The sequence below is a fragment of the Enterobacter sp. D2 genome, from assembly GCF_034427575.1.
Taxonomy (GTDB): Bacteria; Pseudomonadota; Gammaproteobacteria; order Enterobacterales; family Enterobacteriaceae; genus Enterobacter; species Enterobacter cloacae_M.
The window spans coordinates 2,237,944-2,254,023 of the sequence record NZ_JAXQPP010000001.1 but is presented as its reverse complement, the minus strand read 5'-3'; the positions used below and the strand labels follow the sequence as shown (position 1 = coordinate 2,254,023).

The following is a 16,080-nucleotide window of genomic DNA, read 5'->3' as shown; positions in this document are numbered from 1 at the left end:
ATGCAAGGGAATCTGTCGCTAACTGGTTTATTATTAATCAGTTAGCGATGAAGCGCTTCTCATCCGTCAGGACCTGAAGCAGCAGGCTCAGCTGCGGTTTCTGATCTTTCAGCCGTTCACCCTGCAGATTATACGTCTGATAATTCCCGTTGCTGTTCAGCACCAGCGTCAGCTTCGGCGTGGTCACCACCAGCGTATTATTCCCCGCTGCCGTCACCCAGCTGTGGCGGCGCGCGGCGCTGAAGAGATCCTGCCCCTGCGAATACTCGTTTGCTGGCGTGCTGACGTGCAGCAGGCGTTGCATCAGGGTTGTCATCACATCTTTATGCTCGGTGAGCATATTGATGCGCTGCGCCGGTGTGCCTGGCCAGTGGATCACCAGCGGAACCTGCAGATTCGGGCGAGACCAGCTCATACTCTTCGTCTCGTCACCTAAAGGCACGCCATGGCCCGCGGTCACGATCACCACGGTATTGTCCAGCTTGCCCGACTCGCGAAGCGCATCAAGCACGCGGCCTATCTGCGCATCAACATCGCCAGCCGCGCGACCGTAGCGGCGCGCAAAGTCACTCTTATTGCTGTCAGCAAGCGTTGTGCCGTTAAAGGCAACCCATGAGAACCAGCGGTTATCTTCCTGGGCGTAACGCTGCAGCCAGTTTATCCATTGGCTGGCGGTCTGCGCGTCGGACTGTTTTTGCGCCGTCGGCAGTGAGAAATCGGACAGCAGCGCCTGGCGGTAGAGCGGGCTGTTAAAGCCATCGGAGGAGAACAACCCTAACTGATAGCCTTGCTGATTCAGCCCGGTGATCAGCGCCGCAGGTGTGCGGGTAGACAGTACGCCGTCCATGTAGCCAGCTGAAATGCCATAGAAGAGGCCAAAGATGCCCGCATCGGCGGTGTTACCGGAGCTCATATGCTGAGTAAACGAGACGTTTTGACTCGCGAAAGCGGTCAGCGCCGGCATCTGCTTCTCGAAACGGGAATAGTTCAGGCCATCGACGGTGATCAGCAGGACGTTTTGCCCGCGCCCCATATCGCGGTAGTTCAGGTCGCTCAGAGGATACTGAACGCTGACGGCTTCCGGGTTACCCTGCTCGATAAGACGGCGCTGGTACTCCTGCGCATCTAGCAGGCCGTGTTTCTCGAGGAAGCGACGGGCCGTCATCGGGTACGAGAGCGGCAGGTTCGCGCGCTGCATGGTAATAGGGCGATAGAAGTTCGCATCCGCCCAGATATACATGATGTGCGAACTGATAAAGGAGACGAAAAAGAGCGCGGCGACGGGCTTCGCATAATGGCGTCGCCGGGTCAGGCTGCGGAGCTTTTGCCAGCTCCAGGTAGCGAACAGCATCTCAATCAACAGGATCACCGGGACGCTGATAAACATCAGCTGCCAGTCACGGGCCGTTTCGTTCTGGTCGGGGTTAATCACCAGTTCCCAGACGATGGGGTTGAGGTGCAGGTGGAAGCGGGTGAACACTTCACTGTCGATAAGCAGCAGCGTCATCCCGACCGTCGCAAGGATGGCGGACAAGAACCTCATCAGACGCTGCGACATGACGATAAACGTCAGGGGGAACAGGATCAGCAGATAGGTGGCGAAAACCAAAAAGCTAAAGTGACCCACAACGCTCATCCAGGAGTAGATACGCCCGGTTAGCGTTGTTGGCCAGTCTGCGACAAACAGATAACGACAGCCAATGACCGTCGCCAGCAGAATGTTGAACAGGGCAAACCAGTGCCCCCAGCTGACCATCTGGGAGACTTTTTCACGGTAGCGCTGACGATTCGTCACCATAAACTGTTGTTCGTATCCCTTAATGGGCCGGGTCGTTGCTGACGGACGACTGTAAAGCCTGGGCGAACGATTTTGCGATCGCCTGACGCTGAGCCGGAGCAACGCTGGTGTTAATCAGGTTGGTGACCATATTTCCCAAAACCATCAGGGAGAGATCGGTCGGCGTTTTATGTTTTTCCAGTACGTTGACCAGCTCACTGAGCAGTTGTTCAACGTGTTCATCACTGTAGCGGGAATGTTGTGGCATAAATCAAAATCAGTTTGTTGATGAAAGGGCAACATATTACCGTAGCAACAGCTTTTTTTCCCCTTTTTTATCTGTTGTTGCACACATGTCCTGGTGGTGGTTGAATACCGCCCGGTCTAAAAGGAGAGTTTATCATGAGTCTGGAAATCAACCAGATTGCCTTGCACCAGCTTATCAAGCGTGATGAGCAAACCCTTGAAGTGGTGCTGCGCGATTCGTTACTGGAACCCACGGCGACCGTGGTGGAGATGATGGCAGAGCTGCATCGCGTCTATAGCGCCAAAAATAAAGCCTATGGCCTGTTCAACGAAGAGAGTGAACTGGCCGATAGTCTGCGCCTGCAGCGTCAGGGCGAAGAGGATTTCCTGGCGTTTAGCCGTGCCGCAACCGGGCGTCTGCGCGACGAACTGGCGAAATATCCGTTCGCCGACGGCGGGATCGTGCTGTTCTGCCACTATCGCTACCTGGCGGTCGAGTATCTGCTGGTTACCGTGCTGAATAACTTAAGCAGCATGCGCGTGAACGAGCAGCTGGATATCAGCTCGACGCACTATCTGGACATTAACCATGCGGATATCGTGGCGCGTATTGATTTGACCGAATGGGAAACCAACCCGGAGTCGACCCGCTACCTGACATTCCTGAAGGGGCGCGTGGGCCGCAAAGTGGCGGATTTCTTTATGGATTTCCTCGGTGCCAGCGAAGGTCTTAACGCCAAGGCGCAGAACAAAGGGCTGCTCCAGGCGGTTGACGACTTCACGGCTGAAGCGCAGCTCGATAAATCTGAGCGCCAGACCGTGCGTCAGCAGGTCTACAGCTACTGCAACGAACAGCTGCAGGCAGGGGAGGAGATCGAGCTGGAGTCCCTGTCAAAAGAGCTGGCGGGCGTCAGCGAAGTCAGCTTCCAGGAATTCACCGCGGAGAAAGGCTATGAGCTTGAAGAGAGCTTCCCGGCCGATCGCAGTACGCTGCGTCAGTTAACCAAGTTTGCCGGCAGCGGCGGTGGGTTAACCATCAACTTTGACGCGATGTTGCTGGGTGAACGCATCTTTTGGGATCCGGCCACCGATACGCTGACCATTAAAGGTACGCCGCCGAACCTGCGCGATCAGCTTCAGCGCCGCACCTCGGGTGGGAAATAACAGCCATAAAAAAACCCCGCAGAAGCGGGGTTTTTTTTCGACGAGTTTGCGATTACGCGCGAACGAAGTCGATGTGAGTCAGTTTTGGCTTGAACGCGTGACGCTGAACAGCCTGAACTTTCACTTTTTCTTCTTTACCGCCAACAACGATGGTCAGAACTTCGCTGTAGAATTCAGCTTTGGTCTGCAGGTTCCACAGTTTGTCGTGATCCAGTTCGATTGCAACTGGAGCAGCTTCGCCACCGTAAACGATAGCCGGGAACTTGTTAGCGTTACGCAGGCGGCGGCTCGCACCCTTACCCTGCACGTTACGTACTTCTGCTTCGATAGTGAACATTGATTTCTCTCTGTATTTAAAACCCTACTACAGGCGACCCAGCAGCAGGTGAGTGTTCTGCCTCACGGATGTGAAGCGGGCGGCATTTTATACTCAAATGCCCCTCACATCAATGAAAAGTCCCGCTAACCTCGCAATTCGTTGGCGCGACGGAAGCGACCTTCGTAGTCAAAGAGCTTCTCGCGCACCTGCCAGAACTGGCCTTTCTTACGGGCGACGACAAAATCCGGATGGCGCAATAGCATCTGCTGGCGCACGATATCGGCCACGGTGATCCAGCGCAGGGGCACGCCCGGCGTGCGGGTATGCGGGCGGATAAACAGCTGTTCGAAGGCCATTCGCTGGGCAGGCGTCTGAACCCGGAAGCGCTCGCTGACGTCCGCCCCGTCTTCGTCGTAATAGGTGATTTTCAACCACTCGCCTTTTTCATCGGCGCCGGGCTGCAGCGCCATGCCGGAACAGCGCAGCACCAGGGCATCTTTCAGCTTTAGCGCCGCTTTCAGCATGTCGTCCGGGTCAACCAGCACCGCGTCGCATTCCCGGCAGCGGCGGGCGGCAATGTCGTTTTCGGCGTTGCACTGCGGGCAGTTTTTGAACCGGAAGCGGAAATCGCACTGCTCGCGATGCCCGTCATCATCTTCAAACCAGCCCTGACAGCGGCGGCCAAAGTGTTCGATCAGCGTACCGTCGGCGGTGGTTTTTCCCCAGAAGGTGTTGGCAAACCCGCAGGCAGGGCAAAAGACCTGCACGGGCACGTTGTCGCTTTTCCCTTTTGGCGCGCCGACCTCAGGCGTATAGAGATCGTGCGGGTTACCGGCATAATCCAGAATCAGGCAGTCGGTTTTTCCCGGGGCCAGACGCAGGCCGCGGCCAACAATCTGCTGATACAGACTGACCGATTCGGTCGGGCGCAAAATGGCGATCAGGTCGACGTGCGGGGCGTCAAAGCCGGTGGTCAATACCGACACGTTAACCAGATAGCGGAACCGCTGGGCTTTAAAGGCCTCAATCAGGCGGTCGCGCTCCGGGCCGGGCGTCTCGCCGGTGATGAGCGCCGCGTCGCCGGGGGGCAGTAATCCGGTGATTTCTCGCGCGTGCTCAACGGTGGCGGCAAAAATCATCACCCCTTTGCGCGTCGCGGCAAACTCCTCAATCTGGCTGATGATATGCGGCGTGATGCGCTTCTGCTTTTTCAGCTCCTGGTTAAGATCCGCTTCGCTGAATAACCCGTTGCTCTGCGCCTGCAGGCGGCTGAAATCGTACTGCACCACCGGCATATCCAGCCGTTCAGGCGGCGTCAGGTAGCCATGTTTGATCATGTAGCGCAGCGGAAGCTCGTAGATGCAGTCGCTAAACAGGGCCTTGTCATCGCCGCGCACCATGCCGTGATAATGGTAACGATAGATCCAGCCTTTACCCAGACGAAACGGGGTTGCCGTCAGGCCCAGCAGGCGCAGGTGAGGATTCACCGCTTTCAGGTGAGCCAGGATTTGCTGGTACTGGCTGTCGTCGTCATCGCTGATGCGGTGACACTCGTCGACGATCAGCAGCGAAAATTCGTTGCGAAACAGGTCCAGATTGCGCGCCACCGACTGCACGCTGCCAAACACCACTTTGCCGTGGCTCTCTTTACGCTTTAGCCCGGCGGCGAAAATATCGGCTTCCAGCCCAAGCGCACAATACTTGGCATGGTTTTGCGCGACGAGCTCTTTAACGTGCGCCAGCACCAGCACGCGGCCGCGGGCCAGACGCGCCAGTTCGGCAATGACCAGGCTTTTGCCTGCGCCGGTCGGGAGCACAATCGCCGCCGGCTCGCGATGTTTACGGAACCAGGCGAGGGTGGCGTCAACGGCTTCCTGCTGATAGGGACGAAGTGTAAAAGTCATGGGGTCTCGGTTTCGTTATTCCGCACATAGTATGCCACGAAACTTTTTCCCTTGAGTGGCGCAACCAGACCATTATACTGAACCGTTCCAGACTGCTTCTTTTATCGGACCTGTTGTCCGACTTCCTGCACCATTAAGGCTAAAAAGATTTCATGCGACTTGATAAGTTTATCGCTCAGCAACTCGGCGTAAGCCGCGCTATTGCCGGGCGCGAAATTCGCGCCAGCCGCGTTACCGTGGATGGCGACATTGTGAGAGACAGCGCGTTCAAACTGCAACCTGACCATCAGGTGGAGTATGACGGCAATCCTCTGACCCAGCAGCACGGTCCGCGCTACTTCATGCTCAATAAGCCGGAAGGCTACGTCTGCTCAACGGACGATCCGGATCACCCGACGGTGCTCTATTTCCTCGACGAACCGGTGGCGCACAAGCTGCATGCCGCAGGCCGCCTCGACATCGACACCACCGGTCTGGTGCTGATGACCGACGACGGGCAGTGGTCGCACCGCATCACCTCTCCACGACACCACTGCGAGAAAACCTACCTCGTGACGCTGGAGTCGCCGGTGTCGGATGACACGGCAGAGCACTTCGCGAAAGGCGTTCAGCTGCATAATGAAAAAGATCTGACCAAACCGGCGGTGCTCGAAGTCATCACCCCGACGGAGGTCCGCCTGACCATCAGCGAGGGGCGCTACCATCAGGTGAAACGTATGTTTGCCGCGGTGGGGAACCACGTTGTTGGCCTGCATCGTGAGCGGATTGGTGCGATCGAACTCGATCCCGAGCTGGCGCCAGGCGAATATCGCCCGTTAACGGAAGAAGAGATCGCCAGCGTCGGTCTGCCTTCGCACTAATTTCAGGAGAACTCTGTGACCACCAGGCCACACTCGTCGTTCAAAATCGTCTTCATTCTTGGCCTGCTGGCCATGCTGATGCCGCTGTCTATTGATATGTACCTGCCTGCGCTGCCGGTGATTTCTGCACAGTTTGGCGTCCCGGCGGGCAGCGCGCAGATGACGCTCAGCACCTATATTCTCGGCTTTGCCCTCGGCCAGCTGTTTTATGGCCCGATGGCGGACAGCCTTGGACGCAAGCCCGTTATTCTGGGCGGGACGCTGGTCTTTGCAGCCGCAGCGGTGGCCTGTGCGCTGGCGCAGACCATCGATCATCTGATTATCATGCGCTTCTTCCACGGTCTGGCGGCGGCAGCGGCAAGCGTGGTGATTAACGCCCTGATGCGCGATATCTACCCGAAAGAAGAGTTCTCCCGCATGATGTCGTTTGTCATGCTGGTGACGACGATTGCGCCGCTGGTGGCCCCGATGGCCGGTGGTGCGGTGCTGGTGTGGTTTAGCTGGCATGTGATTTTCTGGATCCTGGCCCTGGCCGCGCTGCTGGCCTCCGCGATGATTTTCTTCTTTATTGATGAAACGCTTCCCGTCGAGCGCCGTCAGAAATTCCACATCCGTACCACCATCGGCAACTTTGCCTCGCTGTTTCGCCACAAGCGCGTGCTCAGCTATATGCTGGCAAGCGGGTTCAGCTTCGCCGGAATGTTCTCCTTCCTGAGCGCCGGGCCGTTTGTCTACATCGAACTGAACCACGTTTCGCCGCAGCACTTCGGCTATTACTTTGCGCTTAACATCGTCTTCCTGTTCATCATGACCATCATCAACAGCCGCTTTGTCCGGCGGGTGGGGGCTCTGAACATGTTCCGCGCCGGGCTGTGGATACAGTTTGTGATGGCGATCTGGCTGGTGGTGAGCGCGTTTCTGGGCGTGGGCTTCTGGGCGCTGGTGGTCGGCGTGGCGGCTTTTGTCGGCTGCGTGTCGATGGTGTCATCCAATGCGATGGCGGTGATCCTGGATGAGTTCCCGCACATGGCGGGGACCGCATCATCTCTGGCAGGGACGTTCCGCTTCGGCATCGGCGCTATCGTTGGCGCGTTGCTTTCGATGGCCACCTTTACGACGGCATGGCCCATGCTGTGGGCGATGGCTTTTTGCGCAACCAGCTCGATACTCTTCTATCTTTACGCCAGTCGACCGCGAAAAGCGGCCCACTAAAACACAGAGAAGGCCCGGCAGGGCCTTTTTTGTTGATGCATATCAACCAAACCCCCGTTCGTTTATTCCGTGTTTGTTTATTTTATGTAAAATCTATTTGTGTAAAAAGTCACATCATTGTATTCAAAAAGGTTGAGTTAGATCGCAGAAACGGGTACATATAGCGCCGACGCGAGCCAGGAAACGGATAAAAAAGCGCTGAATAGTGCAGGCTGGCGATGATGTGTTACTATAAATGTAAATAAATTGTGAAGTAAATTTTGCTTCCGGGGAACGAACGTGAATACATTACAACTCTCCATTGTCCATCGCTTGCCCCAGAGCTATCGCTGGTCGACGGGTTTTGCAGGTTCGAAAGTTGAACCGATTCCGCAAAACGTCGCGGGCTGTGAAAACTGCCTTGTGGCACTCAAGCTGCTGAGCCCGAGCGACGAAAATGCATGGCGGGTGATGGAGCGTCTCAGTCAGGCCCTGACGGATATCGAAGTGGACAGCTCCGTGCTGGAGTGTGAAGGTGAGCCGTGCCTGTTTGTGAAGAGCCAGGACGAGTTTGCCGCCACCTGCCGTCTGAAGAATTTTGGCGTTGCCATCGCGGAGCCTTTCTCCGGCCAGTACCCGTTCTGACCGCTAGTCTGCCGACAACAGCTGGCGCGTGTAGCGCTGCGTTGGCGCGCTAAATACGCGCTGGCACTCACCCTGCTCGACCACTTCTCCCTGTCGCAACACAATCACCTGATGGCATAGCGCCCGCACCACCTGAAGATCGTGGCTGATAAAGATATAGGCCAGCCTGTGCTTTTCCTGCAGCCCTTTCAGCAGGGCCAGGATCTGCGCCTGAACGGTTCTGTCCAGCGACGACGTCGGTTCATCCAGAATAATCAGCTCCGGCTTCAGGATCAGCGCGCGGGCAATGGCGATACGCTGGCGCTGCCCGCCGGAGAATTCAGCCGGATAGCGGTGGCGCGTCCCGGCATCTAAGCCCACTTCGGCCATCACCCGCATAACTTCCTGCTCTCGCTGCTGAGCGTTCAGGCCGGGTTGATGTACGCGCAGACCCTCTTCGATAATCTGTAACACGCTGAGCCGTGGATTAAGCGAGGAGTTGGGATCCTGAAACACCACCTGCATGCGGGGCCGCACGGGCAGCATCTGGCGGCGGTTCCAGCGGTGCAGCGGCATATCGTCAAAGAGGATCTCGCCCTGCGAGGCAATTAAGCGCAGCAGCGCCAGACCGGTGGTGCTTTTGCCCGAACCGGATTCACCCACCAGCCCCAGAGATTCTCCCGGGCGCAGCGAGAAGCGGATGTGTTTCAGCACCGGATTCTGGTCGACGATGCGTCGCAAAATACCTTTGCGGATCGGGAACGAGACGGACAGATCCTCAACGCGCAGCAGCGGCGTGCTGTCCGCATCGAGAGGAATCGGGTCGCCGGAGGGTTCGCTGTCGAGCAGGCGCTGCGTATAGGGGTGCTGTGGGGCACTCAGCAGCGCGGACGCCGTATTCTGTTCAACACAGCGTCCGTTTTGCATCACCGCGACGCTGTCGGCCAGCTTTCTCACAATGCTCAGGTTGTGCGTTATAAACAGCAGGCTCATGTTCAGCTCGTCACGCAGCTCCCGCAGCAGCGTCAATATTTGCGCCTGTACCGTCACGTCCAGCGCCGTTGTAGGCTCGTCGGCAATCAACAGCTCGGGTCGCGTGAGCAGTGCCATGGCGATCATCACGCGCTGGCGTTCGCCGCCGGAGAGCTGATGCGGAAAATCATTCAGCCGTTTGGGCGCATTGCGTATGCCTGTGCGTTCAAGACAATCCAGAATTTCTCCCCGCGCGGCCTCTTTGCGCATCCCTCGGTGCAGGGAGAGCACTTCATAAAGCTGTTTTTCGAGGCTGTGCAGAGGGTTAAGTGAAACCATCGGCTCCTGGAAGATCATGGCGATTTTGTTGCCGCGAATACCGCGCAGGGTATGTTCGTCGGCATGCAGCAGCGAGCTGCCGTGAAACAGAATATCCCCTTGCGGGTAGCTCACCGGCGGGGACGGCAACAGGCGCAGGATAGAGAGTGCCGAAACGCTCTTGCCTGAACCCGACTCGCCCACCAGGGCCAGCGTTTCACCGGTCTGGATCTTCAGCGACAGGTCGGTGACCACGGTGCGCGTCTCGCCCTGCTTGGAAAAAGCAATCGACAGGTTATCAATATTGAGAAGAGGCTGGGTCATTTTATACCGCCTTGTTCGGATCGAAGGCATCGCGCACGGCTTCGCCAATAAAAATCAGCAGCGACAGCAGCACGGCCACGGAAAGAAAGGCGGCGATGCCTAACCACGGCGCCTGCAGGTTGTTTTTACCCTGCAGCAGCAGTTCGCCGAGCGACGGGGAACCCAGCGGTAGCCCGAAACCAAGAAAATCCAGTGAGGTGAGGGTGGTGATCGAGCTGCACAGAATAAACGGCAGGAAGGTGAGCGTTGCCACTACCGCGTTGGGCAGCATGTGGCGGAAGATAATCCCCCGGTCGCTCACGCCAAGCGCCTGCGCGGCGCGAATGTAGTCGAAATTGCGGGTACGCAGGAACTCCGCGCGCACCACGCCCACCAGCGCCATCCAGCCGAACAGGACGGTGATGCCTAACAGCCACCAGAAGCCGGGCTGCACCACGCTGGAAAGCAGGATGATCAGGAACAGCGTTGGCATGCCTGACCAGACTTCAATCACCCGCTGGCCCCACAGATCAATTTTCCCGCCGTAGTAGCCCTGAACGGCGCCCGCCACGACGCCCATTACGCTGGAGAATATTGTCAGCATCAGCCCAAAGAGAAGCGAGATTCGCGTGCCGTACAGGATGCGCGCCAGCACGTCGCCGCCGTTAGCATCCGTTCCCAGCCAGTTTTGCGCGGAGGGCGGGGAAGGGAACGGCGTCGTGGTGGAAAAGTTAATGCTGTTGGCGCCAAAGCGCACCGGCGCCCAGAGCGCCCAGCCGTGCTGTTCGATCTGCTGGCGAAGCCACGGATCCTGATACTCCGCCGGTGTTGCAAACGGGCCGCCGAAGTCGCTTTCGCTGTAGTTGGCGATAACCGGCACGTACCAGCGGTCGTTAAAATGCACCAGCAACGGCTTGTCGTTGGCGATCAGCTCCGAACACATGCTTAAGGCAAACAGCACGGCAAAAATCCACAGCGACCAGTAGCCGCGGCGGTTGTGGCGAAAGCGGGCCCAGCGGGCCTGGTTGACGGGGCTTAAACGCGACATCAGCGGCCCTCAAAATCGATTCGGGGATCGACCAGCGTATAGCTGATATCACTGATGATATTCAGCAGCAGGCCAATCAGGGTGAAAATATAGAGTGTGCCAAACATCACCGGATAGTCGCGCGACACGGTAGCTTCATAGCCCAGCAGCCCCAGGCCGTTGAGCGAGAACATCACCTCTATCAGCAGCGAGCCGGTAAAAAACATGCCGATGAACGTGGCCGGAAATCCGGCGATCACCAGCAGCATGGCGTTGCGGAACACGTGTTTCCACATGATCTGCTTCTCGCTCACGCCCTTGGCGCGGGCCGTGACGACGTACTGTTTACGAATTTCATCGAGAAAGGCGTTTTTGGTCAACATGGTCAGGGCCGCGAACCCGCCGATGACCGTGGCCAGCACCGGCAGCGTGATATGCCAGAGATAGTCAGTGATTTTCTGATACCACGGCAGGGAGCTGAAATCGGCGGAGACCAGCCCCCGCAGCGGGAAGAGGTCGAAATAACTCCCCCCGGCAAAAAAGACAATCAGCAGGACGGCAAACAGAAACGCCGGGATGGCGTAGCCGATAATGATGAACGTGCTGCTCCAGATATCAAACCGGCTGCCGTTATACACCGCTTTTCGGATCCCGAGCGGTATAGAGACCAGATAGATAATCAGCGTTCCCCACAGCCCCAGCGTTATCGAAACCGGCAGGCTTTGCTTAATCAACGTTAATACTGACGCACTGCGAAACAGGCTGTCGCCAAAATCAAAGCGGATGTAATCCCAGAGCATCTTGAAATAGCGCTCGTGAATCGGTTTGTCAAAGCCGTAGCGGTGGGTGATCTCGGCGATCACCTCCGGATCCAGCCCGCGTCCGCCGCGATAATGGCTTTCACTGATATTCCCTACGCCGGTTCGCGCATGGCTTGCGCCCATGCCTTCACCGCCGCCGCCGCCGGGCATGCCGCCGCTGTTGCCAAATTCAATGGCGGCAATCGCCTGATCGACCGGGCCGCCGGGAGCAATTTGCACGATAAAAAAGTTAATCGTGATGATGGCCCACAGGGTGGGGATGACCAGCAGAAGACGACGGATAAGATAGGCAACCATGATGATTCCTTATCGCCGCTCAGCGGGAAGTCTGGCGGCTTTGTTAACGTCATACCACCAGGTATCAAAGCCCAGGGAGTAGACAGGGCGCACGGCAGGCACGGAGAACTTATCCCAGCGCGCAAGGCGATCTTCGCCCATATACCACATCGGCAGCATGTAGTAGTTCCAGGTTAAGACCCTGTCGAGGGCGCGCCCGAGCGGCAGGAGCTTTTCTTTATCCCCCTGCGCCGCCACGATTTTCGCAATCAGCGCGTCAATCGCCGGGCTTTTTACCCCCGGCGCATTGTACGAGGAGTCGATGTAGCTGGAGGCCCAGGAGATTTGCAGGTCCGAGCTGGGCCATGGTTGGGCGGGCCACAGGCGCTGCATCATGTCGTAATCACGGCTGCGCATACGGCTGGTGATCTGCGCGTTATCCACCTGGCGAATGTTCATGGTCACGCCCAGCCGCTCAAGATTGTGCTTAAACGGCAGCACCCACTGGTCGTTGCCCCCGGACGAGAGCAGCAGCTCAAAGCTGAGAGGCTTTCCCGTTTTGGCATCAACACGTTTTTGATTCTTCAGATGCCAGCCCGCGTCATCCAGCAGCTTGCTGGCTTTGAGCAGATTGTCGCGGTCGTAGCCGTCACCGTTTGAAGCAGGCGGCTGAAACACCGTTGTAAACACCTCTGGCGGTACCTCTGCTTTAAGGGGGGCCAGCAGAATCAACTCGTCGGCTTTCGGGTAATCGCGCGCGGCATATTCCGTGTTCTGGAAATAGCTGTTGGCGCGGCTGTAAGCCCCGTAAAACAGCGCTTTGTTCATCCACTCAAAATCAAAGGCCAGGGAGATGGCCTCACGCACCCGGCGGTCATTAAATACCGGACGCTGAATATTAAACGCCAGCCATCGCGTGTCTTGCGCAGACTCATTTTTATGCTCGTCTTTGACGATATAGCCTTTGGCGAAATTTTTGCCGATATAGCGGGTCGCCCAGTTTTTGGCGCTGCTCTCGACCCGCAAATCGAAGGCCCCCGCTTTGAACGCTTCAAACGCCACGTTATCGTCAAGGTAGTAATCATAGCGAAGGGTGTCGAAGTTCCAGCGTCCGCGGTTTACCGGCAGATTGGCTGCCCAGTAGTCTTTGACGCGGGAATAGACGACATATTGCCCCATGCGCCAGTCGGTGATGCGGTAGGGGCCGCCAGCCAGAGGAGGCGTGGAAAGCGGGTCGCTCAGCTTGTGGTTTTTCCAGAACGATTCCGGCATCACCGGCAGCGAGAACAGGCTGAGCATGTTCTCTTTATTTGGTTCGCTCAGCTCGATGCGCACGGTAAGCGGCGCAATGGCTCTGACCGACGCGCCTTTATACACGATGCGGAACTGGGGAACGCCTTCGGTCATAAATTTATGAAAGGTGAACGCAACGTCGCTGGTCTTAACCGGCGTACCGTCATGAAAACGAGCTCGAGGGTTAAGGGAGATCTCCGCCCAGGCGAAGTTATCGGCGTAACGCACGTTCTCGGCAATAAGCGGATAGTAGCTGCCGGGCTCATCATCCGAGGTGACGAAGAGCGTATCGTAAAGCGATTCCGTTCGCGCGGCCGCCACGCCGCGCAGGGCGAAGCGGTTGAAGTTGTCGAATGTTCCCGTGGCGGAAAGCGTGACCTTTCCGCCCTTCGGCGCGGCAGGGTTAACGTAATCGAAGTGCGTAAAATTGACCGCATATTTCGGCTCGCCAATCACCGCGAAGGCGATATTTTCTTTGATGGCTTGCGCCTGGCTGGACAGGCTCGTTAGTGCCAACATCAGCAACATGAAGCGCATAAGCATCTCGCGGCGGCTCCCTCTTTTACAGTCCGACTCGGTTAAGCTGAATAATAAGTGACGTCACGGGCAATGTGAAATTAATCACCCCCGGGCGAAATATCAGGCCGCCATTCGCGGAACTGCGCCAGCGGCATCGGGCGGCTAATCCAGTATCCCTGCAGGAAATTAACACCGTGTTCGCGTAGCCAGGCGGCCTGTTCCGGCGTTTCCACCCCTTCAGCGACGGTCGACATATTCAGTCGTCTTGCCAGCGTCAGGACGGCATCCAGCACCGGCGACGTCACGGTCTCAGTGCCAATTGCATTAACAAAACCGCGGTCGATTTTGAGGTAGTCCATGGTGAAATGCTCAAGATAAATCAGCGCGCTGTGGCCGGTGCCAAAATCATCAATGGCGATTTCAAACCCTTCGTTGTGTAGCCATTCGAAAAGGCTGTTGGCTTCCCGATGATTGAGCATGTCGCGCTCGGTAATTTCCAGTACGATCTGGAAGTAATCCGGCGGCAGTAACGCTTTAAAGGTGCGCATATCGTCTTTGAAGCTTTCTGCATGCAGATGCCCCGGCGCAATGTTGATGCCCACCTTTGCCCCCGGAGGTAACAGGGTTTGTAACACTGGCGCATCGTGAATGATAAGATCAAAGAGATGCAGCGTCAGCGGGACAATCAGCTTCTGCGCTTCGGCAAAGTTGATAAACGCGTCCGGCGGAATTTCCCCCATCGTCGGGTGTTTCCAGCGCATCAGCACTTCAAGCCCGGTCATCTGGAGCGATTTAGCATCGACGACGGGCTGATAAACCACATAAAACTGACCGCGCTTAATCGCGCTTAAAATCTCTTTACCCGGATTGAGGCGAATGCTGAGGATATAGTAGTTGAGCGATCCGGCACAAATGCCGCATACCAGCCCAAAGAACAGCGCGTAGAGGATTTCATCGCTGGTCCATGCGTCCGCATACAGGTTGATGGTCAGGGGAACGTCTTTCAGCGTCGCGGTACGGGCCGGCGCTTCATGTAGATCATGCGCAAGCACCAGCGTGCTGGACCGCGTTGACAACGCATGATCGCCAATAATGATGGCAATACCGGCAAATTCGTCCTGGCGAGCGGTGTAGAGCAGGTAAGGCGTCAGATTGAGATTCACCGAGGTAAAGACGCCGCCGTCCTTCACTAGCGGGTTACGGTACCAGATGGCAATCGCTGGCTTGTTGGGCAACATTGGGGTGCCTGGAAGTAACGCCATATCAATCTGTTTGTCGATGTGCAGCTCGGGGATCAGCTCCTCCATGGGGACATTCATCGGCCCCGTGGCAGAAGAGCAGAACGCCATTTTGTCTCTGACCAGCAGAAATGCGCGAACGTTAACGCTAAAGGCAGCGCGCGAGGTAAGTTCCTGATTGACGTCGTGACAGCTGTTTAACGTGAGCGGCTGGAGCACATCGATAGAATTTTTTAACTCATCGAAATAGCTCTTCATATAGATGCTCACATCGTGGATCAGGGTGTCGAATTTGACTTCCCGCTTGTGGTAGCTCCAGAAAAATTGCAACGAACCCAGGAGCAGGGCGGCGATCAGGCCTGTGATGATGCTGAGGATCAGTATTTTGCGATTGCTGGAGAAATAGCGGGTGAACATAGACGTCGTGATTCCTGAAATGCCGCTGGATGTATTCAGTGTAACGGGCAAAAAAAAACACTGCCGAAGCAGTGCTTTTTTTCATCATATCGCCAGCCAAGGGATAACCAACGATACAATAGTCATATTAACTGCGGGTCAGTACGCGGCGTGCTTCGTTGTAGCGCTTCTTCCAGTACGGTTCATTCATGCTGGAAATGGTCACACCGCTACTGGTGGAGGCATGTACAAACTGGTCATTACCAATGTAGATGCCAACATGTCGACCTGTAGAACCGGCACGGAACAGGACTAAATCACCGGTGCGCAGTTTAGTACGTGAAATCGACTTGCCCATCTCCTGCTGTTCATAGGTTGAACGAGGAAGATCTAACCCAAATTGCTCACGGAACGTACGCTGTACAAAACCGGAACAATCAATACCTGTTTTTGTGCTGCCGCCAAGACGATAGCGCACGCCTTTCCAGTCAGCATACTGGTCCATAATGCGGGACTTCACGTCCAGATTACGTACCATATTTTCAAATTCATCCTGAGAGGCTTGCAGTGACGAGGAATCTTCCATTCCCACAACACGCGTCTCAGGATGCATATTCTTTGCGGTGTTAGATGTACTACATGCAGACAACAGTACCGCGACTGCTATCGCCGGGATCCCCCGTAAGATATATCTCAGAAACGGTTGAGATTTGACCATTTTGTTTATTATCCCTTGAAGTCCTTAACGACAAATATCGTTATAAAAATGCCAAACGTGACGAGACTAATTATCTGTTCACATTGAGACAATTCTTTCTGGTCACATTTGTGG

At 56.3% G+C, this 16,080-nt stretch carries 14 protein-coding genes; 4 read left to right on the top strand and 10 right to left on the bottom strand.

Annotated elements, in window-relative coordinates; translation table 11 throughout:
* Positions 1-37: 37 nt before the first annotated feature.
* Entirely contained in the window at positions 38-1,798 is a 1,761-nt protein-coding gene (gene yejM / locus SPG90_RS10740; RefSeq protein WP_322408134.1) for an LPS biosynthesis-modulating metalloenzyme YejM, read from the bottom strand.
* Between the two features lie 19 nt (positions 1,799-1,817).
* On the bottom strand, positions 1,818-2,045 hold the full coding sequence (locus SPG90_RS10735) for a YejL family protein (RefSeq protein ID WP_008500958.1): 228 nt from the start codon (positions 2,043-2,045) through the stop codon (positions 1,818-1,820).
* A 134-nt stretch (positions 2,046-2,179) separates the two neighbouring features.
* On the opposite strand from SPG90_RS10735, the gene yejK reads away from it, so the two are divergent.
* Positions 2,180-3,187, top strand: a complete 1,008-nt coding sequence (gene yejK / locus SPG90_RS10730) for a nucleoid-associated protein YejK (RefSeq protein ID WP_021241524.1) — start codon at positions 2,180-2,182, stop codon at positions 3,185-3,187.
* 52 nt (positions 3,188-3,239) lie between these two features.
* Here the strand turns inward: yejK and rplY are convergent, their stop codons facing one another.
* A complete protein-coding gene (rplY, locus tag SPG90_RS10725) occupies positions 3,240-3,524 on the bottom strand; it encodes a 50S ribosomal protein L25 (protein ID WP_023312497.1) in 285 nt (94 codons plus the stop codon).
* A gap of 125 nt (positions 3,525-3,649) precedes the next feature.
* Positions 3,650-5,410 carry a DEAD/DEAH box helicase gene (locus SPG90_RS10720; RefSeq protein ID WP_322408133.1) on the bottom strand — a complete coding sequence of 587 codons (1,761 nt, stop codon included), beginning with the start codon at positions 5,408-5,410 and terminating at the stop codon, positions 3,650-3,652.
* Positions 5,411-5,562: 152 nt separating this feature from the next.
* On the opposite strand from SPG90_RS10720, the gene rsuA reads away from it, so the two are divergent.
* The 3 genes from rsuA to SPG90_RS10705 all read left to right on the top strand — a co-directional run bounded on the left by rsuA (position 5,563) and on the right by SPG90_RS10705 (position 8,106).
* Complete coding sequence (gene rsuA, locus SPG90_RS10715) at positions 5,563-6,270, top strand: 16S rRNA pseudouridine(516) synthase RsuA (RefSeq protein WP_208763098.1); 708 nt, start codon at positions 5,563-5,565, stop codon at positions 6,268-6,270.
* A gap of 15 nt (positions 6,271-6,285) precedes the next feature.
* Positions 6,286-7,482, top strand: coding sequence for a Bcr/CflA family multidrug efflux MFS transporter (locus SPG90_RS10710; protein WP_008500953.1), 1,197 nt, complete (start codon positions 6,286-6,288; stop codon positions 7,480-7,482).
* Positions 7,483-7,761: 279 nt separating this feature from the next.
* Positions 7,762-8,106, top strand: a complete 345-nt coding sequence (locus tag SPG90_RS10705; protein WP_045334337.1) for a YejG family protein — start codon at positions 7,762-7,764, stop codon at positions 8,104-8,106.
* A 3-nt stretch (positions 8,107-8,109) separates the two neighbouring features.
* Here SPG90_RS10705 and yejF read toward each other — a convergent pair whose 3' ends face one another.
* The 6 genes from yejF to mepS all read right to left on the bottom strand — a co-directional run bounded on the left by yejF (position 8,110) and on the right by mepS (position 15,966).
* A complete protein-coding gene (gene yejF / locus SPG90_RS10700) occupies positions 8,110-9,699 on the bottom strand; it encodes a microcin C ABC transporter ATP-binding protein YejF (RefSeq protein ID WP_047174141.1) in 1,590 nt (529 codons plus the stop codon).
* Position 9,700: 1 nt separating this feature from the next.
* Entirely contained in the window at positions 9,701-10,726 is a 1,026-nt protein-coding gene (locus SPG90_RS10695) for an ABC transporter permease (RefSeq protein WP_045402798.1), read from the bottom strand.
* Positions 10,726-11,823 (bottom strand): microcin C ABC transporter permease YejB, encoded by a 1,098-nt coding sequence (locus SPG90_RS10690; RefSeq protein WP_322408132.1) that lies wholly within the window; start codon positions 11,821-11,823, stop codon positions 10,726-10,728. The genes SPG90_RS10695 and SPG90_RS10690 overlap by 1 nt, the downstream gene beginning before the upstream one ends.
* Before the next feature lie 9 nt (positions 11,824-11,832).
* Positions 11,833-13,638: an extracellular solute-binding protein gene (locus SPG90_RS10685; RefSeq protein ID WP_322408131.1), complete on the bottom strand. Its 1,806-nt coding sequence runs from the start codon at positions 13,636-13,638 to the stop codon at positions 11,833-11,835.
* Positions 13,639-13,712: 74 nt separating this feature from the next.
* Complete coding sequence (locus SPG90_RS10680) at positions 13,713-15,269, bottom strand: cyclic di-GMP phosphodiesterase (RefSeq protein WP_322408130.1); 1,557 nt, start codon at positions 15,267-15,269, stop codon at positions 13,713-13,715.
* 127 nt (positions 15,270-15,396) lie between these two features.
* Positions 15,397-15,966, bottom strand: a complete 570-nt coding sequence (gene mepS / locus SPG90_RS10675; RefSeq protein ID WP_008500946.1) for a bifunctional murein DD-endopeptidase/murein LD-carboxypeptidase — start codon at positions 15,964-15,966, stop codon at positions 15,397-15,399.
* Positions 15,967-16,080: the final 114 nt, after the last annotated feature.